The organism is Paraburkholderia saeva (genome assembly GCF_907164555.1).
Classification (GTDB): Bacteria; Pseudomonadota; Gammaproteobacteria; order Burkholderiales; family Burkholderiaceae; genus Paraburkholderia; species Paraburkholderia saeva.
The window spans coordinates 113,207-133,393 of record NZ_CAJQZC010000004.1 but is presented as its reverse complement, the minus strand read 5'-3'; the positions used below and the strand labels follow the sequence as shown (position 1 = coordinate 133,393).

Sequence of the window (20,187 nt, the reverse complement as noted above, 5' to 3'; positions counted from 1 at the left end):
TCCCTCTCCTAGTCTTTTCGTGTAGCCATAAGCCAACGGGCATACTCTTGAATGCCTTCGGCAAGCCCAACTCGCGGGACATATCCCAGATCTCGCTGGGCAGCAGAGATATCAAACGCATCCTGGAATTCATCCACCGGATCTGGGCCGTTGGCCAACTCAATTTCCGCCGCAGGATAAAGCAGCTTCACCATATTGCCGACCTCCTGTAGCGTGACCCGCGTTCCTCCAGTCACGTTGTACGTGCGCCTCGGCAGTTCGGGGACATCGAGCGCCTTCAACACAGCAACACTCGCATCGTCGACATGAATGAACTGGCGATAGAAGTCAGCGCCAAACCCCAACTTCGTCAGTCGGCCGGCAAATGCGTTCGTCAGCATGTCCCGGATGACGCAGTCGGTCGTCCGCCGCGGCCCATACACCCAGGACAGACGAAGGCTGACCCCATCCACACCGTATTGTTTCGAGTAAGCAGAAATCATCTGCTCACTCGCGACCTTGCTCGCCCCATAGAGGCTTTCGGGTTCCATACACGAGTCTTCCTGCACCGGGTCGCCTCTTGTGTGGCCATATGCACTAGTGGACGAACAGAACACAAAACGGCGCGACTCATAAATGCGAGCGATCTCAAGGACGTTCGCGGTGCCCACAACATTGACCTGCACCATCGCATAGGGGTTGTCGCGTGCCACCATAGGGCCGGAAAACGCCCCGCAATGAACAATCGCCGTAAGCCCCGGACCCGTCGCTGCGTGCAGTTGGTGAATGTCATTCAGGTCGCAAGCAATCACACGGACGCCTTCGACCTCACCAGGGAACCGGTCGATGGCGATCACCTCATCGCCTCTTGCCAACAACGCGCGAGCGACCGCGTTGCCGACCAAACCTGCCGCGCCTGTGACAAGGACTCGTTCTTTGCTCATTGTTTTACTCCAGCGGTTTCCAGATGAGAGACCCGCGGTTTGCACTCAATCGGAAGCTCCGCTTGCAGAAGTTTGCGTGTGTATGCTTGCACCGGTTGCGAGAAAATTGATTCTGTCTCTCCCGTCTCAACAATCTTGCCGTGCTGCATCACCGCAACGTAATGAGCGAGCGAACGAACAGAGTTAAGGTCATGCGTGATGAAGAGCGCGGACAATCCCATCTCTGCCTGCAGATTTCGGACAAGGTCGATAATCTGCGCGCGTACACGAATATCCAGCGCCGTCGTGCATTCGTCGAACACGACGAAGTCCGGGTTCGCGGCCAGCGCGCGTGCAATGCCGACTCGCTTCTGTTCGCCCGCCGTCAGTTCATGCGGATAGCAGCCCACACGCCGCGCGGAGACGCCGACGAGTTGCAGAAGTTCAAGGATGCGCTTTTGACGGTCCGCTCTCGTCATCTTCGGAAGCAGCGCGAAAGGTTCCGCGATCAGGTCACCCGTCCGCCAGCGCGGGTTCAGAGATACGTAGGGTTCCTGGAACACCATCTGCATACGACGCCTGATGCCGCGAAACTCGGAATTGCTCATCTCTCGGGTACTCTGCCCGTCAAATCGCATTGAGCCGGAATCTGATTCGAGAAGCCGGAGGAGGCACTGACCGGTCGTTGTCTTTCCGGAACCACTCTCCCCTACCAACGCCAACGTCTCGCCACGCGCAATCTTGAAGGAAACGTCGTCGATCGCTCTTACAACCGCGTGAGTCCGGTCAGACTTGAATGTCTTAACGAGGTTCTCGACCTCGAGCAGAGTAGGCCTGTCCGCCGGGGCGCTGGTCGCACTGGCGGTCAACCTGAGCGTCGAAGGGCGTACCTTCGCCGCATCCAGCAACTCTCTGCTGTATTCCCGGGAAGGTTCTTTAACGAAATCTTCAACGTCCGCGAGTTCAATCAGCTTCCCACCCTTCATGATGGCAACGCGGTCGCAGTAGTTCGCGACAATACCGAGATCGTGGGTGATTAGCACTACACCAAGGCCCAGGTCTTTACCCTTTTGGGCCATGAGGTCAAGAACCTGGAGCTGGATGGTTGCATCCAGACCAAGGGTCGCATCGTCGGCAAGCAGAATCTTCGGCTGTGCGATGAGTGCCATTGCAATGACTACCCGTTGCGCCATCCCGCCCGACATCTCATGCGGATACGAATGAGCCCGTGCTTCCGGGTTGACGATACCGACCTGCTTGAACAGTTCAATGGCCTCTGCCCAAGCCTGTTTCCTGCTCATGCGCTTGTGGTCACGCAGAACACGTACAACCTGTGCTCCGACCGTCTCGACCGGGTCGAGCAACATCTTGGCATTGGTGCCAATTAGAGCGACGTCGCCGCCGCGATACTTTTGGCGTTCCGCCTCGCTAAGCCGAAGTATGTCGCGCCCTTCAACTTTAATCGTGCCGCCGCTGATACCCGCGCCTTCCGGAAGCATATCGATGATGGCGCGGGCAAGCACCGACTTACCCGCACCTGTCTCGCCGACAATACCAACGATTTCTCCGCGTTTGAGCGAAAAACCGATGCCGTCCAGGACCTTCGTATCGCCTTCGCCCCAATTGACGGACAATCCGTCGACCTCGAGCAACGGGGATTCTGTGGAAGCGTTCACTTTTCACCTCGCGACGCCGGAGCGGCGATGTGCTTAAGCGCATCGCCGAGTACGGCAAATGTCAGTACGGAGACTACGATCGCCAGGCCCGGGAACAGGGCCGCCCACCAGACACCAAGAATCATCTGTTGAGCACCGTTCGCAACCATGAGCCCCCACTCCGGCGTTGGCATACGGACACCGGCGCCGACGAAGGACAAGCCCGCAGTCAGCAGAATCGCCATGCCGATAGAGATGGAAATTTGCACAATGGCCGGAGTTATGGCGTTCGGCAGAATATGCCTGAACATGATTGCTCCGTCGGTCGCACCACTGCAGCGGGCTGCACTAATAAATGGCCGGTCTCGAAGCGACAGGACCTCACCCCGAATCAAGCGGGCGAACATCGGTACGAAAAGGACGGCCAGTACGATTGCCACGTTCCAGATTTCCTGGCCCATCACCGAAACGAGCGCCATGCCGATAACGAAGACCGGAAACGACTGAATGAAGTCAAACACTCGCATCACGAGTGTACTCACCGTGTTTCGATAGAAGCCTATGAGGAGGCCGATAGGCACGCCAATCACAAACGCCGCTGCAACCGCGGTAATGCTAATCAACAGGTTAATACGCGTGGCATAGATGACGCGAGACAGTATGTCCATACCCGAGACGTCGGTACCGAACCAGTGCTGCCAGGACGGCGCCTGCAGCACGTTGAGCGGGTCAGCATCAACTGGCGAGTATGGTGACAGCCACGGCGCGAACACAATAAGAACTATCTGGAGGCCAAGCAGTACGCAACCGATGGTTAAACCAGTACTGAGTCGAGTTCCAGAAAAGAGCTTGAGCGTTTTCATATTTCAATCCTCGGGTCAGCCAACCCATACAGGACGTCCACCGCGGTGTAGACAAGAAGGATGAATCCTGCCGCAACGAGGACAAATCCCTGAAGGGCCGGATAGTCACTGTTGACCACCGATTGAACTGCGTATTGACCGAGGCCGCCCCAGGCGAAAATGGTTTCTACCAAAACGGCGGCCCCAAGCAGGAAGCTGAAGAGGAAACCAATCATGGTGATGATGGGCGGAAGGCTGTTACGCAATGCACTCAGGATGATGCGTCGCTCGGAGAGACCCGACGCTCGGGCATGCCGGATGAACTCGCTCTTGTAGATGTCTTCAAACACGGACTGGCTTAACTTCATCAGGCCGCCGGCATTGACGATGCTCAACGTCAACACAGGCAGAAAGAGGTGCGAAACAGACGACCTGAAGGCGACCCAATTCCCGGTCAGGAGACTGTCTATTGTGTAGAAGCCGGTTATCGTCGATGGTGGAGTAATGAATGTATCGATGCGGCCAAACGGTGCGGGAGCAATGCCAGCCATGTGGAAGAGCGCGTAAATCAGAAGCAGGCCAACCCAGAAATCAGGGATAGCGCCCGCGGCCAGGCCGTAGACCTTGCCCATACGGTCGACTATGCCCCCTTTTCGCACCACGGACACGACCGCGAGTCCGACGCCGATGATGATGGTCGCCAGCATTGAATACACGATGAGTTCCAGGGTGGCAGGGACACGCTGAAACAGGTCAACCGTTACAGGGTTAGAAGTGAACATGGACGTCCCCAGGTCGCCGTGCGTAAGCGCGTGGAGATACGCGCCGAACTGTGACCAGATGGAAGCGTTCAGATGCAGCTTTTCGCGCAAGGCAGCGATGGCCTCCGGAGTCGCCATATTTCCCAACATCAACAATGCTGGGTCTCCGGGAAGCAGTCGGACCAGCAGAAATGTTGCGAACATGACCCCGAACAGCTGGGGCACCAGTGTTCCAAGTCTGGCAAGGATGATACGTATCGGTCGCGGAAACGACCGCCAGAACGATATAAGTGCCATTGTGACCTCACTTTCGGCAACATGAAGAAAGGGCCGGAGGGCCCCGGGCCCATCAGTTCTTCGAGAAGTCGTACCAGGTATTTCCGTTAGTGGTATTCCAGCTATAACCCTTCACGTTGCTTCGCGTTGCCAGCTGGTAGCCGGGGTTGATGAGGAAGACCCAAGGGGCCTGCTGCATGACGAGTTGCTGGACTCGCTCCATCTGGGTCTTGCGCTTCGGTTCGTCGGTCGACGAGAGGCTGTCGTTAATCAGCTGGTCCACTTCCGGATTCTTGTATCGAGAGTAGTTAATCAACGATGCACTGTTCAGCCAGAGATTCGCGACATATCCCGCGTCCGGAACAATCGCCATGTCGCGGAAGAAATACATCGGGATGGTTCCCTTCGAATAGCGCTCGACGAGCGTCGACGCAGGCAGCTTCTGCAGCTCAACATCGACGCCAATCTTCGAGAACGCTGTCTTCAGGACGATTGCGAGCTCTTCCTCGGTCTGGTCGCCGGTCGGGTATCCGAGCTGCGTCTTGAAACCATTTGCGAACCCCGCTTCCTTGAGAAGCGCTTTTGCCTTTTCAAGGTTGTAGCCGTAGTCGTAGTATTTGTCGGTGTAGGCTGGATAGATTTCCGAAATGGGGCTCTTGGTCGCTCGTGCGGTCCCGTAGAAGATTGACTTCAGGATTTCGTCACGGGGTACGGCATAGTTCAGCGCCTGACGCACCTTCTCGTTATTGAACGGAGGCGTCGTGTTGTTCATCTCGACGCGCTGTACGTAGTTGCCGTACACCTTCCAGACTTTCACGGTTGGCATGCTGGCCAGAATATTGAGTTCCCGCGGCGGCAACCATTCGGCAACATCCACGGCCCCCGCTTGCAAGGCTGCCAGCCGGTTGGCGGACGTTGGCATCTCACGGAAGATTACCCGCGAAATCTTCGGCGCGCCGCGATAGTAGTTCGGGTTAGCTTCATAGACCACCTCCTGCCCTGGCGAGTATTTGGTCACCTGGTAGGGCGCAAACGAAGCGGAATGGCTCGACAGCCAACGCGAGGCCCATTGGTCGTCGGGTGTCACATGCTTCTTTGCTTCCACGGAATCGATGATTCCGAGGTCGTTGTTCACCCAGATTCGTTCAATCAGAGGCGACGGCTTAGGTAGCGTCACCTTCACGGTCTGGTCGTCAATTTTCTGGAACGCCGTCTTGAAGTCCTGGATTTTAAGAACCTGCGTCATGTACCAGTGGAAGTTGGCCTTTAAATTCCAGCCACGTTCGAAGGTCCACATCAGGTCGTCGGCATTGAGCGTATTTCCTGCAGCACTCTTGACGCCCTTTCGCAAATGAAAAGTAATGGATGTCTTGTCGGGAGATGTCTGCCAGGACTCGGCAAGAGCGCCTTTAAGCTTGTCGAAGTTCTCAACCGTCACGCCACCTTCGCCCGGCTTCATCTCGTAAGTCAGGAGCCGTTCGAAGATGTTGCGCCGTGCCTCATGACTGGCTTCGGTCGGAGGGTACTCCTGGTCCAGGGATTCAGGCGTCCGGGGACCGGCTACCACCAGCACCGAGTTGTTGTTCTGCGCCTGAACGGACGCTGAAGTTCCAACCGCCCCCATGAGCACGATGCTTGCGAGGGCGACGCGGAAAGCACCCCGGCACCCACCAGAGCGCGCGGCGTAGACATCTGTAAATTTTTCCATCATGTTTTCCTCATCCAGATTCGTTAAGATTCTTAATACGTATAACTAATCATCCAGTAAAGCGACTTCTTCAATTTCATCTTTTCTCCGTTCAGCAGCGCAACGTCGGAAGTCCGCGGCGCAGGAACTGACCGGCACCGGCTTTTCCTCTGAATTCCTTGCCGTCCCACACGATCTGCCCGCGCGAGAGGGTGTACGCCGGCCACGCACGGACTCTTCGTCCCTCGTATGGCGTGTAATCGACGGCGTGGTGCAACATTGAGTTTGTCAACGTCGTGTCGACCTCATCCCAAATTACAAGGTCTGCATCCGTGCCGATGGCGATGGTGCCCTTACGCGGATGCAAGCCGTAGAGTTTGGCTGGATTTGTTGACGTCAATTCGACGAAGCGGTTGAGCGAGATCCGGCCTTCCAGCACGCCTTCCGTGTAGAGCAGCGGAAGGCGGGTCTCCAGGCCCGGAATTCCGTTGGGAATATATGGAAAAGCGACTTGCTCCCCATTTGGATGTTTGCCCTGTTCGTCATCGAAGGAAAACGGTGCATGGTCTGAAGAAAGAATAGTGAACGTGCCGTCGGCCAACCCTCTCCAGATGACGTTCTGATTCTCCGAATCGCGAGGAGGAGGACTACAGACACACTTTGCACCGTGATAGTCAACGTCGATGCCCAAGTCGTCAGATGTGAGAAGAAGATACTGAGGGCAGGTCTCCGCCAGAATATTGATGCCTCGATTACGAGCCCATTGAATCTGCTCGACCGCTTCGCGACCCGACACGTGAACGATGAGAATAGGCACATCGACGAGCTCAGCGAAGCTGATTGCCCGATGCGTAGCCTCACGCTCCACCAGCATCGGCCGGGATGTTGCGTGGTAACGCGGTGCGGTAAGCCCGTTGCTCACGAGACTTTCCGTGAGCCACCCAATGCACTCTGAATTTTCCGCGTGAACCAGACTCATTGCGCCGTGCTTGCGTGCTGCGGCAAGCATCTCAAGCATCTGGCGGTCATTTAGCTTCAGATCGTCGTACGTCATGTAAATCTTAAATGACGTGTATCCCTCTTTGATTAGCTGAGGCAACTCCGTCGCAATGACTTCAGGCGTGGGGTCGACGACAATGAGATGGAAACCATAATCAATGGTGGCGCGTCCGTCGGCTCGGCGGTGATATTCCTCCACTGCAGCCCGAAGCGATTCGCCTTTCTGCTGAGCTGCGAATGGAATGACAGTGGTCGTTCCGCCGCATGCAGCGGAACGGGTGCCCGTGAGAAAGTCATCTGCCATCTTTGCTGGCGGCGGAATAACCTGGTCCAAATGGCAGTGGCCGTCAACACCCCCAGGGGTTACTACACGGCCGGCGGCGTCAATCTCCTCGTCGCCCCGCGGCAATGACAAACCCATCTGAGCGATGACTCCATCCCTGATGCCGATGTCCGACTGAAAAGTGTCGCACGCGGTGGCTACCCGGGCGTTACGAACCACCAGATTGAAATCGTTGGGCATTGCGTTCCCTTGCACTTTTTGAATTGCGCCGCGCGCGTCAGTGAAGCGAATCTATCGCGCCAAAAATCCGTCAACAAGATTCGTCAACATGCTTATAAATCTACGTTGTCAACAACACATGTCAACAACGATTGCATAATCAAATCAGCTCACTAGGAACTCAATTGGTGCAAACCCGGGTGTCACCAGTAGTTTGTATTAATCATTTCATACGTAAATAGAACAACTCTGAGGATGGGCAGATAAGTGCCAACGGCGTCGACCGTGCGCCACACAAGAAACGGACGACTGTGTGCGAGGCGCCACCCACGCGCCCCGTCCCGAAGGGACTATTGATCGACTCCGCATTGCGCGGTTCACCTCGAGTTAGTCGATGCACAACCACTGCCTGGTCTTGTCGAGTTTCTGCCCCGCTCCGCCGGCGATCCGCCACCCGGACGCCGGCCGCCGGCCGCCAGCATGGCATGAGGCTTCCAACCTGTTCATGATCAGCTTCTGGACGCGGACCTCGTGTGCGGCGACGGAACAACCGTTTAGGTGTTCAAGGAATGTGCGATACCCACTTCATCCGCGAGCGCATGCATCTCGGTGGTGGGATGGATCGGATACTGCTCGCGGATGTCGATCACGTTCCCCAGATATTCACAGAGCAGGTGATGCCGGCGTTCGAGGTTCGACAGGTAGTGATGTATGCGGTTGGTGAGCGGTGACTGTACGCCAGGCCGATTTCAGGAGTCACCGTTAAATGCGTCGAAGGTCAATGCGACGACACGAACACCGCGTGGCGATCCGCATGCGGTATTGCGAAGTGCCGCTTCATACGCAGGATCTCCTGCGAAGGCGTTCTGCCGAAGAGACGCTTGAACTCGCGGCTGAACTGGGACGGACTTTCATATCCGACCTGTGCGCTCGCAGCAGCCGCAGTCATGCCCTGTCTGGCCATCAGGAGGCGCGCTTGATGAAGCCGCGTCGACTTGAGGTACTGCAAAGGTGACGTGTTTGTCGTTGTCTTGAAATGTGCATGAAACGAAGGAACGCTCATCTGCGCCTCGAACGCCAGCGACTCCATCGACAACGGCTCCGCATAGCTGGAGTGAATCTTCCTGAGCGCTTTTGATATACGCCCAAAATTACCTTCCCGGTTCAACGCAGCACGCATCGAGCCACCCTGCTCGCCGATGAACACGCGAAAATAAATCTCGCGAACGAGCGCCGGGCCGAGAATCGCGGCTTCGAGCGGATTACGCATGGCGCGCAGGAAGCGCACAACCGAATCGCCGAGCGCGACGTCAAGCTCCGTCGTCGCCATGCCACATGGTTCGTTCAACACGAAGCCGCTTCGCTCGTCGATTTGCGTGAGAACATCCGCCGCCAGACCAAAGTCGAGGCGTAGATAGATCGCGAGCAAGGGTTCCGCCTCGCTCGCGTCCGTCTCCATCGAGAAAGGCAGCGGCAACGATACGACCAGATAATGTTGCGCGTCGTAGAGATAGACGGTGTCGCCGAGGAAGCCCCTCTTTCTTCCCTGACAGACGATAACGATGCCCGGCTCGTACAACACGGGCGTGCGTGTAAGCGACCGATTCGAGCGCAGGAGGCGTATATCGCGCATCGGCGTCAGGTTATAGCCTTCCGACGGCGCGAGCTCGAGCATCAGTGGAATCATCTCGGCGCGCACGCGCGTCAGTGCTTCGTCTTTCACTCTGACCATCCTCTTCGCCTCATCTTCTGACGCGCTCAGTGTGACACATGAAAAACCGCTGTTTCCAGTGCTTCATAGAATCAGGCAAGGTTTTCAGAAGATCATGCGTTCGCAGAACTGCGCGCAAGCCATAGCATTCGATCACGCTATTTTCATTCATCCACGCAAGGAGAAATCAGCATGATCGATGTGTTCAATCCCGCGAACGGTACGCTCGTCGGACGCGCACCTTTGCATTCCGCGGCGCAGGTTAGCGCCGCGGTAGATCGCGCCAGCGCCGCCTTTCCCGCATGGTCGCGCACGCTCGCGAAACAGCGTAGCGAACTGCTGCGCAAGTGGTTCGAACTCGTCAGCGCGGACAGGCGCGCCTTCGCCGAACTAATGTGCCTCGAGAACGGTAAGTGCGTCGCCGAAGCGCTTGGCGAAATCGACTACGGGCTCGGCTTCATCGAGTGGTATGCGGAAGAAGCCAAGCGCGTCTATGGTGACACCATTCCCACGCACGCAAGCGACGCCGCCGTGCTCGTCACGAAGGAGCCCGTGGGCCCGGTCGCGGCCATCACGCCGTGGAACTTTCCGTTCATGATGATCACGCGCAAGGTGGCGACCGCGCTTGCCGCCGGATGCACGATCATCATCAAGCCGGCAGAGGAAACGCCGCTCACCGCGTACAAGTTGCTCGAATACGCACGCAAGGCCGGCATTCCCGAGGGCGTCTTCGAGATGGTGACGGGTGACCCCGTCGGGATCGGCGAACGCTTCACGAATGATGCGCGCATCAGGAAAATCTCGTTCACCGGATCGACGGCCGTCGGCAAGCTGCTCGCGCGGCAGAGTGCCGGCACGCTCAAGAAGATGACGATGGAGCTGGGCGGCAACGCGCCCTTCATCGTGTTCGACGATGCGGATATCGAGCAGGCCGCAAGAGGGCTCGTCGCCGCAAAGCTGCGCAACTCCGGGCAGGTGTGCATCTCGCCGAACCGAATCTATGTGCAGTCGAGCGTGCACGACCGCCTGGTCGCGCGGATCAAGGAGCTGGTCGAGGAGATCCCCGTCGAGCAGGGCTTGCAGGAGCGCTTCGTTGTGGGTCCGCTGATCAATCGCCGAGCGCTCGACAAGGTTGCCGAGCTCGTCGATGACGCGAAGGCACACGGCGCGAAGGTCGTGCTCGGCGGCAGCGCGCACGCCAGAGGCGGACTTTTCTACGCACCGACGATCCTGACGGAACTGAACGACGACATGCAGATCCGCTCGACCGAAATCTTCGGACCTGTGTTTCCCGTCTATCGCTTCGACACCGAAGATGAAGTCATCGCGCGCAGCAACGACACGGAGTATGGCCTTGTCGCCTACGCCTGGACACGCGAGCTCGGCCGCTCGTTCCGGCTGTCGCGCAATATCGAATCGGGCATGGTGATCCTGAATTCCGGATCGGTGGGCACGGCCTCGGTACCATTCGGCGGTGTCAAGCAATCGGGCTACGGGCGTGAAGGCAGCCATTACGGCATCGAGGAATATGTGCATGTCAAATACACGCTGATGGCCGGGCTGGCCTGAGCTTTCGTCAGGCGACCCCGGCTCGTGCCTGGCTCAGCGGGTGGTCATTGTCTCAGCGGCGGGATGCGCCGGCATCCCGCCGCCGTGCACGTTTCTAATCCGCGCATCCTGTTTCAGGCCCCAGATCCACGTCACGACAAGACAAGGCAGCAGCGAGACGATCGAATACCCGACGCCCGCGAGCGGATTGCCCGTCAGATTGACGAGCGACAGACTGATCAATGGCAGAAACCCGCCGAACATCACGTTGCCGAGTTGTTGCGCGAGGCCGAACCCGGTCGTCCGGCTTTGCGGCGGAAAGCATTCGGCGACAAACGCGGGCAGCGGCGCCATGATCATTGCGGTCAGCACGGCAAGCACCGCAATCAGCAGCGAGACCGAGATCCACTGTGACGACGCCACGCCTGCCCTGATGCCCGCGAACGCCGGATAAACAATGGCGATCCACATGACGATGCCGATCAACATGACGCGCGCGCGCCCGAAGATATCCGACAACTTGCCGAACACCGGATAGAGCGGCGCGGCAATCAGGATGCCAACACCGAGGCACAGGTTTGCCCGCATCGGTTCGACCTGGAGAACGTTTTGCAGGAAATAGAGCATGTAGACGATCGACGTGTAGAGCGACACCGACGTGCCGCCCTGCGCGCCGAACATCGCAACCAGAATGGCTTTCCAGGAAGTTCTGCTCGACAGTGTCTCCCGCAAGGGCCGCTTCGACAGCCGGCCCGCGTCCCGCATCTCCGCGAACACCGGCGTCTCTGTCATGCCCAGCCGTATCCACGTGGCGACGGCCACGATCGGCGCCGAGATCAGGAAGGGAACACGCCATCCCCAGGACAGAAAGCTGGCCGCATCGAGCGAGAGCTTCAGCGCCGACACGACGATGAGCGCAAGCAGCAAGCCGATGCTCGCCGTGCCCTGCAGGACGCTGGTCGCCATACCCTTGCGGCCTTCGGTCGCATGTTCCATGACGTACACGACGGCCGAGCCGTACTCGCCACCGATCGCGACGCCCTGCACGACGCGCAGTGTGAGAAGCGCGACAGGCGCGGCCATGCCGGCGGCTGCGTAGGTCGGCAGACAACCGATGCCGACGGTGGCGACTCCCATGATCGCGAGGGTGATGACAAAGGTCTTCTTGCGGCCGACCCGGTCGGCCATCGGACTGAAGATCACGGTTCCCAGCGGGCGTGCCACATAGGCAATGCCGAAGGTGGCGACACCGGCGAGTGCCGCGACGGACTTGTCGGTGGACGGAAGAAACAGATGCGTCAGCGTCGCAGTCAACGCGACATAGACGAAGAAGTCGTAATACTCGAGCATCGTTCCCAGGCTGGATGTCACGATGATCCGCAACATGCCTGGACGACGATGAACCTTGCGCGGTCCGATGATCATGTTTGTCTCCTCCAATGAATGTGTCAGGCGGCGCCGCATTCAGTCCGCAGCGATTTCTGTCGAGCCTGCTGTTCAAGGAAGCCGGATACCGCCTGTTTGTGCTCGCTCCCGCAAAGCAGAATGGCCTGCATGTTCGCCGCCATTTCGAGCGCGGCGGACAACGTACACTGCGAGGACTCGCGCACCAGCTTTTTCGCCATACGCAGCGCGAGCGGCGGACTGCCGGCGATGCGCTGCGCGAGCGCGAGCGCTTCGCGGTCAAGCGCGTCATCGGGATAAACGCTTGTGACGATGCCGAGTCGCTTTGCCGCTTCGGCATCGAGGAATTCGCTGGTCAGCGTCAATTCAAGCGCCTTCGCAGGCCCCACGATGCGCGATAGAAACCATGCGCCGCCGATGCCCGACACAAGGCCGAGCCGAAGAAAGCTTTCTGCGAAGACAGCCCGCGTTCCCGCGAGCCGGATATCGCACATCAGCGCGAGGTCACAGCCTGCGCCGACCGCGGCGCCGTTGACCGCGCAGATCGAAGGCACATCCAGTTCGTTCAGCGCACGCGTGATCCGGTGCAGACTCCTGCGCAGGCGCTCACGCACCTGTTCGATGCCGCCGTCCATCAGATCCTTGCCGCTCTGCATGTCCTTGACGTTTCCGCCCGTGCAGAAGTGCTTCGACGACGAGCGCAACAGGAGACAGTGCACGTCGTCCCTCCGGTTGACGTTTTCGAGCACGTCCGATAACGCTTCGGTCATCGCCACTGTAAGCGCATTGCCATTCGCGGCGCCGTCGAGCGTGAGTGTCATTACGCCCTCTTCCACTGAGTAGCGCACGAGCGGCGCTTCATCCAGTTCCATTTCCTGCACGGTCTGCCTCCTGAGTTGAATCCGGGGTTGTGACGCTTCATCGGTTGGAAAACGCGGCGTTACGCCGGCCGAGAAACGCGGCCATGCCTTCCTTCTGGTCGGCGAGCGCGAAGCCGGCATGAAAGAGCCTTCGTTCGAACAACAGTCCCTCTGCCAGCGACGATTCGAACGAGCGATTGACGGCTTCCTTGATGGCCAGAATGACGGGCAGCGAATGCCGGGCGATCTGCTCGCCGATCCGCAACGCTTCATCGACCAGCACTTCCGGCTCGACCACTTTCGACACCAGTCCGCACGCGAGCGCCTCGCTTGCCGTCAGCGATTCGCCGGTGAGACAGGCGAGCATCGCCGTCGACTTGCCAGCCGCGCGCGGCAGGCGTTGCGTACCGCCCGCGCCGGGCACGATCCCGAGCTTGATTTCGGGCTGACCGAACATCGCATTGCGCGCCGCGATCACGATGTCGCACATCATCGCGAGCTCGCATCCGCCGCCGAGCGCGTAACCCCCGACCGCCGCGACGACCGGCTTGCGCAGCGCCCGAAAGTGGTCCCAGTTGCGGCCGATATAGTCTTCGGAAAATGCCGTGGCGTAGTCGAGCTTCGACATGGCGACGATATCGGCGCCCGCCGCGAACGCCCTTTCCGAACCCGTCAGTACGGTCGCGTGCACGGCGGGATCGGACTCGATGTGTTGCATCTCCATGACGAGTGCGTCGATGAGCGCGTCCGTGAGGGGGTTCAACGTGTTATCGGACGCGAGCCGCACGAGCGCGACCTTTCCACGCCGCTCGCTTCGTATGAGTTGTCGTTCCATGCTGACTCTCCTATGCCGTCCCGGCATGAGCCGCGCTTGCACGTATCACACCGGCGTTCAGCAGCGCCGCGACTTCGTCTTCGTCTATCCCATAGAAGCCGAGCATTTCGAGCGTATGCTGCCCGGTCATCGGAGCCGGTGTTTCGTCCGGCGCAGGCGCATCGGAAGGCCCGAGCGCGAAGCCATGTGTTCTTACGCGGCCCGCCACCGGATGCGCGACAGTACGGGCGATGCCGCTTTCCCGATACTCCGTCGTTTCGATGACTTCCCGGTAAGTCGTGACGGGCGCGCAGAGAATATCTCGCGCCGACAGCATGTCGATCCACTCGGCGGTGCTGCGCCGGGCGAAATGCGCGTCGAGAATGTCGTGCAGTTGCGCACGGTGATGTACGCGGGCATCGTTGGTGGCGAAGCGCGCGTCGGTCTCGAGACCAGGCGCATCGAGCAATTCGCACAACGCGTTCCAGCGGCCTGGATGGTAGGCCACGACCATCATCCATCCGTCGCGGGTGCGGAAGGCTTCGTTCGGACAAGCATAGGGCGCCGCGCTCCCGACCTTCTCCGGATCGGCCCCCGACGCGAAAAACGCCGCGAATGCGATCTGCTGCAGCATCAGCGTCGAGTTGTAGAGGCTGACGTCGAGGTGCTGCCCTATCCCTTTCGTGCGCACGGAGTGCAGCGCGCCGAGCACGGCAATCGTGGCGAGGTAGCCGCCCATCATGTCGGCGACGGGCACCGGCACCTTCAGCGGATCGCCGTGCGCCGTACCGAGCGTACTCATGAGCCCGCTGACGGCCTGTATCACGCCATCGACCCCCGGCCGCTTCGTGCTCTCGCCGCGTTGCCCGAACGCCGAAATCGAGCAATAGACGAGCTTCGGATTGACGGCGCGAAGCGCGTCGTAGCCGAGTCCCATCGCGGCCATGACGCCCGGCCGGAAGTTCTCGATGAGCACGTCCGCCTTGCGCACCATCGTCGCGATAGTCCGCCGTCCGGCATCAGTCTTCAGATCGATGGCGAGACTGTACTTGCCGCGATTGACGCTCATGAAAGCCGGGCTCACGCCGTTCTGCCACGGCGGACCGATCTGCCTGCCGATTTCGCCGCCGGGCGGCTCGATCTTGACGACGTGGGCACCGAGGTCGGCAAGCGTCATCGAACACACCGGTCCCGCCAGCACGTGCGAAAAGTCGAGCACGCGCACGCCTTTCAAACTGTCTCGAATCATTCGTCGTGGTCCTGTCTCCGGGTTCGACGTTGCGTCGAACCATGTGCGCAGATTAGATTCGCGCCATCACAGGAACAATCGACTTTTTCGAAATGGGGCTTTGAGTTTTTGTTAAAAGGTGCCGGCAGTCTGCACGAGTGAAACCAGCCAGTCGCGGAACGTCGTCAATGCTGCGGACTGACGACGCGTAGCAGGCCATGCGAAGTAATACGTATAGGCGCCACGGTCGAGCTCCAGGCGAAACGGCGCGACCAGTTGCCCGCTATCGAGTTCTGCTCGTACCAACGCCTTTTGCGCGATCGCCACGCCATGTCCCTCGATGGCGGCCTGATACGCTAGCAGCGACGTCTCATAGCGCATTTCGCGACGACGCCCGTCGAGCGCGAACCCCGCCGCTTTCATCCATAGCGCCCAGTCATCGGCGCGCGCGAGCGAGTGCAACAGCGTCTCACCCTGCAGTCTGCTTCGCGCCCGCACTTTGCGCGATGGCGCGGCGACGGGTATGAGTTCATTGGGAATGAGCCTCTGAGCAGAAAGACCGGGCCAGTTGCCATCGCCGAGCTGGATTCCGCCGTCGATATCTTCGCGCTCGAAGTTGAGCGGCGCCGACGAAGTGGTGAGCTGCACATCGACGTCCTCATGCTGCCGATGAAAACTGGCGAGCCGCGGTATGAGCCAGCGGACCGCGAACGTGGCGGGGCAACGAATCTTGAGTACCTGCGAGCGTCGCCCTGCCGTACGAATGCTGTCGGTCGCCTGTCGCAGGCCCGCGAAGAACGGCATCAGTTCGGCCAGATAGCGCGCACCCGCCGAAGTCAGCTCGAGCCGTCCTTTGACACGCTCGAACAATGCCACACCGAGAAAGCTTTCCAGCGTCTTCACCTGTCGGCTCACAGCCGCTGGTGTCACGGCGAGTTCATTCGCCGCTTTCGATACGCTCAGCAGACGCCCCGTTGCTTCAAAAGCGCGTATGGAATTAAGGGAGGGCAGCGGCGAGCGACGGTCCATGAATATCGGGGAGATATCGGAATTCGGAATTCTGACGCAAAATCGCGTGGGCTGGGAATGTTTCGTCCAACTTGAGGTCAACCGGTTTCACTTGGATTTGGCCAGCGAGGAAACCGATTGTTTGGCCTTTCGTAACCCACCGGTGCGTGCTGGATTGGTAACGATCTGGTTTGAAGCCATCGGAACAATGTGACCCGTTCTTTGAACGACGGCCGAGACAATCTTCTCTTTGCCAATGGGTGGCAGACCCGGTATGAGGGGAAGCGCCACAATCTGGTCAGAGCGTCGGGGCATCGCGTAGCGCATACGGTATTCGTCGCGCAGTTCTCGAAGTTGCTGAGCGTCCTTGAAAGGCAAGGTCTGCAGCCGAATAGCATCACAGCTCACCTGCAACGGCGTGAAATTGAGCTGCAGTTGTCGCACCATGGGTTTTCACTTCCCACTCGATTGTCAATCAACACGCCGGAGCCTTTATATGACAGCGGCTCGGCGAGTTCCCGTCCCACCGATACCGCCAGCGATACCGAAAAATTCTGTCGGCACTCCTCGGCTTCGCAGCGATCGCAATGGACGACGCTGCAACTATTGTTTAAATCATCGCGAGGAACGAGGCAAATAGAGAGATTGCGTGACGGCCATACCGTCACACGTACCGTCACAATGTTTCCCGCGCGTTCCGCGTAAAGCCGAAAACAGTCACGACGTTCGCCCCGGCTGGCAGGCGGCAGAATTGTCGCCATCGGCACGCGGTTCGAATCCATGCAGCCCTGCCTCTAGGAACGCGACTCGTCGTCCTGCTCCGTCAAAGGGGCAAACTCTTCGAAAATGGTCTGCGCGCGCCGGGGGTAGTACGCAGACAGTTCGCCTACGTCCACTTCGTTTCGCGTGAGCTCGAAGGTTCCGCGGACCTCATGCGTCTCGTATAGCTTTACTTCCTTGTCGCGCCCGCTCAAAGCACGCGCCACCGTGTGCATGACAGTGCTGTCGCATCTCATACCGAATACGACTTCGACCATCTCCAGCGGCGAGTCTGATGTGCCGCGCGAGCCGAGCAGACGCCACTCCTTTTCATACTGCCAATCGGGTGCTTTTCGCAAAAGAACGGCCGCGTCCACCTCTCTCCGCGCCAATGCATTGTCTTCCAGTACCATCGCGGCAACGAGGCTCGCGCGAACATTCCGGTTTCCGCCATACACGACCTCGTGCAACTCGATGGCCCAATCGGGCGCCTGTTCGTGAGTTGGGGCGGCGTACCCGATGCACAGACCGCGGTGTTGATCGCCGTAGTGGCTCCACATCAACGGGCAGTCATGCCGGCTTGCGAGCGACAGAATTCCCCTGTTGTACTGACGCAGCAACTCGTCCTCGATGGCCCTTGTGACGACGAAGGTGTACGCATCCAGCACGTCTTCTGAATACTCGGGGTCCGATGCTTGATATTGCAGCGTGTCGATCATCTTAAGCGCTGCAGCCTCGCTATGCTTCTCGATGTGCGCCATCGTTTTCGGACCACGGTATTTGACCGCATCCGCAGCAGCTCGCATCTCGGCGCTGACGCGCCGTCGCACCATTTCCTGAACGGTACGCTCGAGCGTGCTGATATCGCAATCGGCTTCGACACATGGTCTTGTGTCGAGCGGATCGTTGAATGTGCTTGGATCAGCATAGTAGACGCGATCGGCACACAACAGTTCGACAGTCCGATCATTGAAGTGGCGGTACTTGTACAGAACCGGCGGTCTCATCATAAATTTATTCGCGTAATTACTGGCATGTAGCCGGCAAACGGCCAGCCAACAAACTCGCATGACTGATCTTTTCGAATCAGGCTGGCGAGAAATCGTGGGCCGCCGTTCCGAGGTACTCGACCATTTCACCTAGCCTCGGGCCGCCCCAAGTACAAAATCAATCTGCGTAGCTGATTTCAGGCACCTACAAAGCCTCACCTCCATCAACGACAAAGGTTGGAAAAGCCAACAGCAAGAATCCGTCTTTGTCGGGTGTCCAAAAACCGTCGAGGCCGTGGGACGGATCATCGTCGATATCGCAGCGTTCATCCTCCCGCCGAATTCCGATATTGCTATCCCAGACCTCGCTGGCACGAATACTCCAATGTAAAGCAAGAATCCGTTCCATCGACTGGGTTGCGGCTAGGATAGCCGCCCCGTGTCGGTCATTCGATGGCTGCAGCGCAAAGTCCGCTCTTGCCACGATCAGCGGTTGCGCCGTTGGATAATCGAGTGAGCGATTATCCAACACGACTGTCCGCCGAATGCCGAGCAAATCGCGTAATTTTTTACGATTTAGCCGAGCTGCTCAACTCCATGAAACGAAGCGTTTGGAAACAGTCTGGCCTCGACCACGGCAGTGCGTGCCGCGGCAACATCAGCGGCGAACAGCACCACTGCCAGATCCTTCTCCGCACGCGAGCAGCAGACATAAAATAACCGCCTCGTGCGGTCGAGCACCGATTCCCTCCCCTCTGCGACATTCGCTTCGTCAGTGTCGGAAAGGGGTGTATAGCCAAGATATTTGCCGTAAGAGTATTGGTTGTAAGAGGCCTCTTCGTCGTCAAGTACCACGAGCACGCGCTCGAACTGCGCGCCCTTGACTCCATGATGGGTCGCGAATGGCGACTCTTCTAGGATATATCTACGATGCGCCCAGAGTTCGCCGACATTGCATTCCAGAAACGCAGCAACGTTGCCAAATCCTGCCGACCCGTCGTCGACCGGGTCATCCATGAGGTGTGCGGCGAAGCGGTCGTCGAGCGCCACCAGCTCGGTGCTCTGGACGTGCCGAAGGACGTCGCGGACCGTAGCCACTGATCCGTCGGCCAGCAGCGCGGCCAGTTGCTCGATTGCTTGCTGAAGGGCGGCGAGGACAGGAGCCACTGCCTGCCCACGCAACCGCTCTGGTTCTAGGCAGGGACTGTTTGCGCGGAGGATCGAGATGATCGTGAACTGGTCATTTGCACGCGATGCGACGATCAGCGGCAGCAGTTGCTGAACAAATGGCCGAAGCGGCCAGGCCGACCCGTCGGCAATGCCTTCACTCAGGCTCTGCGGCGCGCGATCGTTTAGCGCCGAATAAAGCGCAGCAAAACCGAGCCGCCTGGCGGCCATGCGATGCACCAGCACCAGCAACCGAACATCGCCGTCACGCATGTCGCTGGTCCACAGATCGTCGCCGGTCTGCGCGGCCAGCCATGCCCGTACGGCACCGAGCCGTGCAGTCCTATGATCATCGCTTGGCAGGATGAATACGTTGACAGTGCCGACCACGGGCTGCTCCTGCCCATCAACGGTCACAGTGCGTCCACGGGTCTGGACTAGACCGTCGCCCGCCGCACGCACCGCGTTGACCACGCTCAGGACCGAGGTCGGGCAGCGAAAGTTCTCCGGCTTGGTTATCTCGGCCCAGCCGGGTAGCGGCTCGATCGCACCAGCTCCGTGTCCGTAGATCTTCTGCATCGGATCGCCGAAAAAGCCGACGCAGAGGGGCTGCTCGCCAGCGATCTGCCGAAGCGCTTCGATAACAACAGGCTGAGTGTCCTGACTCTCGTCGACAAAAATATAGGGAAACCGCCGCGCCACAATCTCGCGTAGCAAGGGATGGTTCTCAATGCACGCCGGGGTCAACTTGAGGATGTCGTCGTGGCCGAGAATGCCTTCCGCGTAACGGCTGCCCGTTCCGTAGATGAACTTCTCGACCCGACCGACCGCCTCGAGCTCGGCTTCGAGACCGGCTATCTCCTGCTCGAGCTTCGCCCTGGTCGCGGCCCGTGTACCAGGTCTGTCGTAATGGACGCGCTTCTCGGCGATCTTCTCCTCAATACGGCCGATGACCCAGACAGCGATGTCTGACTGGAACGCGCGAACGACCGACCACAGGAAGCTGTGGATGGTCGAAATATGAAATAGCGGGCTTATGCCAACGTCGGCGGAAATCTCGCCGACCGCAACTTCC

The 20,187-nt window shown here is 59.0% G+C and carries 19 protein-coding genes; 3 read left to right on the top strand and 16 right to left on the bottom strand.

Annotation, left to right across the window (positions count from 1 at the left end; all coding sequences use genetic code 11):
• Positions 1-8 precede the first annotated feature (8 nt).
• The 6 genes from LPA36_RS12085 to hydA all read right to left on the bottom strand — a co-directional run bounded on the left by LPA36_RS12085 (position 9) and on the right by hydA (position 7,645).
• On the bottom strand, positions 9-923 hold the full coding sequence (locus LPA36_RS12085; RefSeq protein ID WP_228876755.1) for an NAD-dependent epimerase/dehydratase family protein: 915 nt from the start codon (positions 921-923) through the stop codon (positions 9-11).
• Entirely contained in the window at positions 920-2,578 is a 1,659-nt protein-coding gene (locus LPA36_RS12080; RefSeq protein WP_228876754.1) for an ATP-binding cassette domain-containing protein, read from the bottom strand. The genes LPA36_RS12085 and LPA36_RS12080 overlap by 4 nt, the downstream gene beginning before the upstream one ends.
• Positions 2,575-3,420, bottom strand: a complete 846-nt coding sequence (locus tag LPA36_RS12075; RefSeq protein ID WP_228876752.1) for an ABC transporter permease — start codon at positions 3,418-3,420, stop codon at positions 2,575-2,577. Before LPA36_RS12075 ends, LPA36_RS12080 begins: the two co-directional genes overlap by 4 nt.
• On the bottom strand, positions 3,417-4,457 hold the full coding sequence (locus tag LPA36_RS12070) for an ABC transporter permease (protein ID WP_267478900.1): 1,041 nt from the start codon (positions 4,455-4,457) through the stop codon (positions 3,417-3,419). Before LPA36_RS12070 ends, LPA36_RS12075 begins: the two co-directional genes overlap by 4 nt.
• 52 nt (positions 4,458-4,509) lie before the next feature.
• Positions 4,510-6,147 carry an ABC transporter substrate-binding protein gene (locus LPA36_RS12065; protein ID WP_228876748.1) on the bottom strand — a complete coding sequence of 546 codons (1,638 nt, stop codon included), beginning with the start codon at positions 6,145-6,147 and terminating at the stop codon, positions 4,510-4,512.
• A gap of 88 nt (positions 6,148-6,235) precedes the next feature.
• Entirely contained in the window at positions 6,236-7,645 is a 1,410-nt protein-coding gene (gene hydA / locus LPA36_RS12060) for a dihydropyrimidinase (protein WP_228876746.1), read from the bottom strand.
• Positions 7,646-8,193: 548 nt separating this feature from the next.
• On the opposite strand from hydA, the gene LPA36_RS12055 reads away from it, so the two are divergent.
• Complete coding sequence (locus LPA36_RS12055) at positions 8,194-8,355, top strand: hypothetical protein (RefSeq protein ID WP_228876745.1); 162 nt, start codon at positions 8,194-8,196, stop codon at positions 8,353-8,355.
• 47 nt (positions 8,356-8,402) lie between these two features.
• Here LPA36_RS12055 and LPA36_RS12050 read toward each other — a convergent pair whose 3' ends face one another.
• Positions 8,403-9,356 carry an AraC family transcriptional regulator gene (locus tag LPA36_RS12050; RefSeq protein WP_228876742.1) on the bottom strand — a complete coding sequence of 318 codons (954 nt, stop codon included), beginning with the start codon at positions 9,354-9,356 and terminating at the stop codon, positions 8,403-8,405.
• Positions 9,357-9,527: 171 nt separating this feature from the next.
• Here LPA36_RS12050 and LPA36_RS12045 point away from each other — a divergent pair, with 171 nt between their 5' ends.
• On the top strand, positions 9,528-10,904 hold the full coding sequence (locus LPA36_RS12045; protein WP_228876741.1) for an NAD-dependent succinate-semialdehyde dehydrogenase: 1,377 nt from the start codon (positions 9,528-9,530) through the stop codon (positions 10,902-10,904).
• A gap of 33 nt (positions 10,905-10,937) precedes the next feature.
• Here LPA36_RS12045 and LPA36_RS12040 read toward each other — a convergent pair whose 3' ends face one another.
• The 9 genes from LPA36_RS12040 to LPA36_RS12000 form a co-directional block, all read right to left on the bottom strand.
• A complete protein-coding gene (locus LPA36_RS12040) occupies positions 10,938-12,308 on the bottom strand; it encodes an MFS transporter (RefSeq protein WP_228876740.1) in 1,371 nt (456 codons plus the stop codon).
• A 23-nt stretch (positions 12,309-12,331) separates the two neighbouring features.
• On the bottom strand, positions 12,332-13,159 hold the full coding sequence (locus LPA36_RS12035; RefSeq protein ID WP_228877483.1) for an enoyl-CoA hydratase-related protein: 828 nt from the start codon (positions 13,157-13,159) through the stop codon (positions 12,332-12,334).
• A 46-nt stretch (positions 13,160-13,205) separates the two neighbouring features.
• On the bottom strand, positions 13,206-13,982 hold the full coding sequence (locus LPA36_RS12030; RefSeq protein ID WP_228876739.1) for an enoyl-CoA hydratase-related protein: 777 nt from the start codon (positions 13,980-13,982) through the stop codon (positions 13,206-13,208).
• Positions 13,983-13,992: 10 nt separating this feature from the next.
• Positions 13,993-15,210: a CaiB/BaiF CoA transferase family protein gene (locus LPA36_RS12025; protein ID WP_228876738.1), complete on the bottom strand. Its 1,218-nt coding sequence runs from the start codon at positions 15,208-15,210 to the stop codon at positions 13,993-13,995.
• Between the two features lie 111 nt (positions 15,211-15,321).
• Positions 15,322-16,218, bottom strand: coding sequence for a LysR substrate-binding domain-containing protein (locus tag LPA36_RS12020; RefSeq protein ID WP_228876737.1), 897 nt, complete (start codon positions 16,216-16,218; stop codon positions 15,322-15,324).
• An 87-nt stretch (positions 16,219-16,305) separates the two neighbouring features.
• The gene (locus LPA36_RS12015) at positions 16,306-16,644 is read right to left on the bottom strand and encodes a hypothetical protein (RefSeq protein WP_228876735.1); all 339 of its coding nucleotides are present in this window, start codon (positions 16,642-16,644) and stop codon (positions 16,306-16,308) included.
• Positions 16,645-16,991: 347 nt separating this feature from the next.
• Positions 16,992-17,966, bottom strand: a complete 975-nt coding sequence (locus LPA36_RS12010) for a DUF2971 domain-containing protein (protein WP_228876733.1) — start codon at positions 17,964-17,966, stop codon at positions 16,992-16,994.
• Positions 17,967-18,150: 184 nt separating this feature from the next.
• Positions 18,151-18,474 (bottom strand): hypothetical protein, encoded by a 324-nt coding sequence (locus tag LPA36_RS12005; protein ID WP_228876732.1) that lies wholly within the window; start codon positions 18,472-18,474, stop codon positions 18,151-18,153.
• Positions 18,475-18,521: 47 nt separating this feature from the next.
• Positions 18,522-19,859: a UvrD-helicase domain-containing protein gene (locus tag LPA36_RS12000; protein WP_324250932.1), complete on the bottom strand. Its 1,338-nt coding sequence runs from the start codon at positions 19,857-19,859 to the stop codon at positions 18,522-18,524.
• Between the two features lie 15 nt (positions 19,860-19,874).
• On the opposite strand from LPA36_RS12000, the gene LPA36_RS29515 reads away from it, so the two are divergent.
• Complete coding sequence (locus LPA36_RS29515; RefSeq protein ID WP_324250931.1) at positions 19,875-20,084, top strand: hypothetical protein; 210 nt, start codon at positions 19,875-19,877, stop codon at positions 20,082-20,084.
• The last annotated feature ends 103 nt before the right edge of the window (positions 20,085-20,187 follow it).

Bases quoted from the DNA above. Each gene is read 5' to 3' on its own strand.
- LPA36_RS12085 (WP_228876755.1), bottom strand. From the start codon at position 923: ATGAGCAAAGAACGAGTCCTTGTCACAGGCGCGGCAGGTTTGGTCGGC.
- LPA36_RS12075 (WP_228876752.1), bottom strand. From the start codon at position 3,420: ATGAAAACGCTCAAGCTCTTTTCTGGAACTCGACTCAGTACTGGTTTA.
- LPA36_RS12070 (WP_267478900.1), bottom strand. From the start codon at position 4,457: ATGGCACTTATATCGTTCTGGCGGTCGTTTCCGCGACCGATACGTATC.
- LPA36_RS12065 (WP_228876748.1), bottom strand. From the start codon at position 6,147: ATGATGGAAAAATTTACAGATGTCTACGCCGCGCGCTCTGGTGGGTGC.
- hydA (WP_228876746.1), bottom strand. From the start codon at position 7,645: ATGCCCAACGATTTCAATCTGGTGGTTCGTAACGCCCGGGTAGCCACC.
- LPA36_RS12055 (WP_228876745.1), top strand. From the start codon at position 8,194: ATGTGCGATACCCACTTCATCCGCGAGCGCATGCATCTCGGTGGTGGG.
- LPA36_RS12050 (WP_228876742.1), bottom strand. From the start codon at position 9,356: ATGGTCAGAGTGAAAGACGAAGCACTGACGCGCGTGCGCGCCGAGATG.
- LPA36_RS12045 (WP_228876741.1), top strand. From the start codon at position 9,528: ATGATCGATGTGTTCAATCCCGCGAACGGTACGCTCGTCGGACGCGCA.
- LPA36_RS12040 (WP_228876740.1), bottom strand. From the start codon at position 12,308: ATGATCATCGGACCGCGCAAGGTTCATCGTCGTCCAGGCATGTTGCGG.
- LPA36_RS12035 (WP_228877483.1), bottom strand. From the start codon at position 13,159: ATGGAACTGGATGAAGCGCCGCTCGTGCGCTACTCAGTGGAAGAGGGC.
- LPA36_RS12030 (WP_228876739.1), bottom strand. From the start codon at position 13,982: ATGGAACGACAACTCATACGAAGCGAGCGGCGTGGAAAGGTCGCGCTC.
- LPA36_RS12025 (WP_228876738.1), bottom strand. From the start codon at position 15,210: ATGATTCGAGACAGTTTGAAAGGCGTGCGCGTGCTCGACTTTTCGCAC.
- LPA36_RS12020 (WP_228876737.1), bottom strand. From the start codon at position 16,218: ATGGACCGTCGCTCGCCGCTGCCCTCCCTTAATTCCATACGCGCTTTT.
- LPA36_RS12015 (WP_228876735.1), bottom strand. From the start codon at position 16,644: ATGGTGCGACAACTGCAGCTCAATTTCACGCCGTTGCAGGTGAGCTGT.
- LPA36_RS12010 (WP_228876733.1), bottom strand. From the start codon at position 17,966: ATGATGAGACCGCCGGTTCTGTACAAGTACCGCCACTTCAATGATCGG.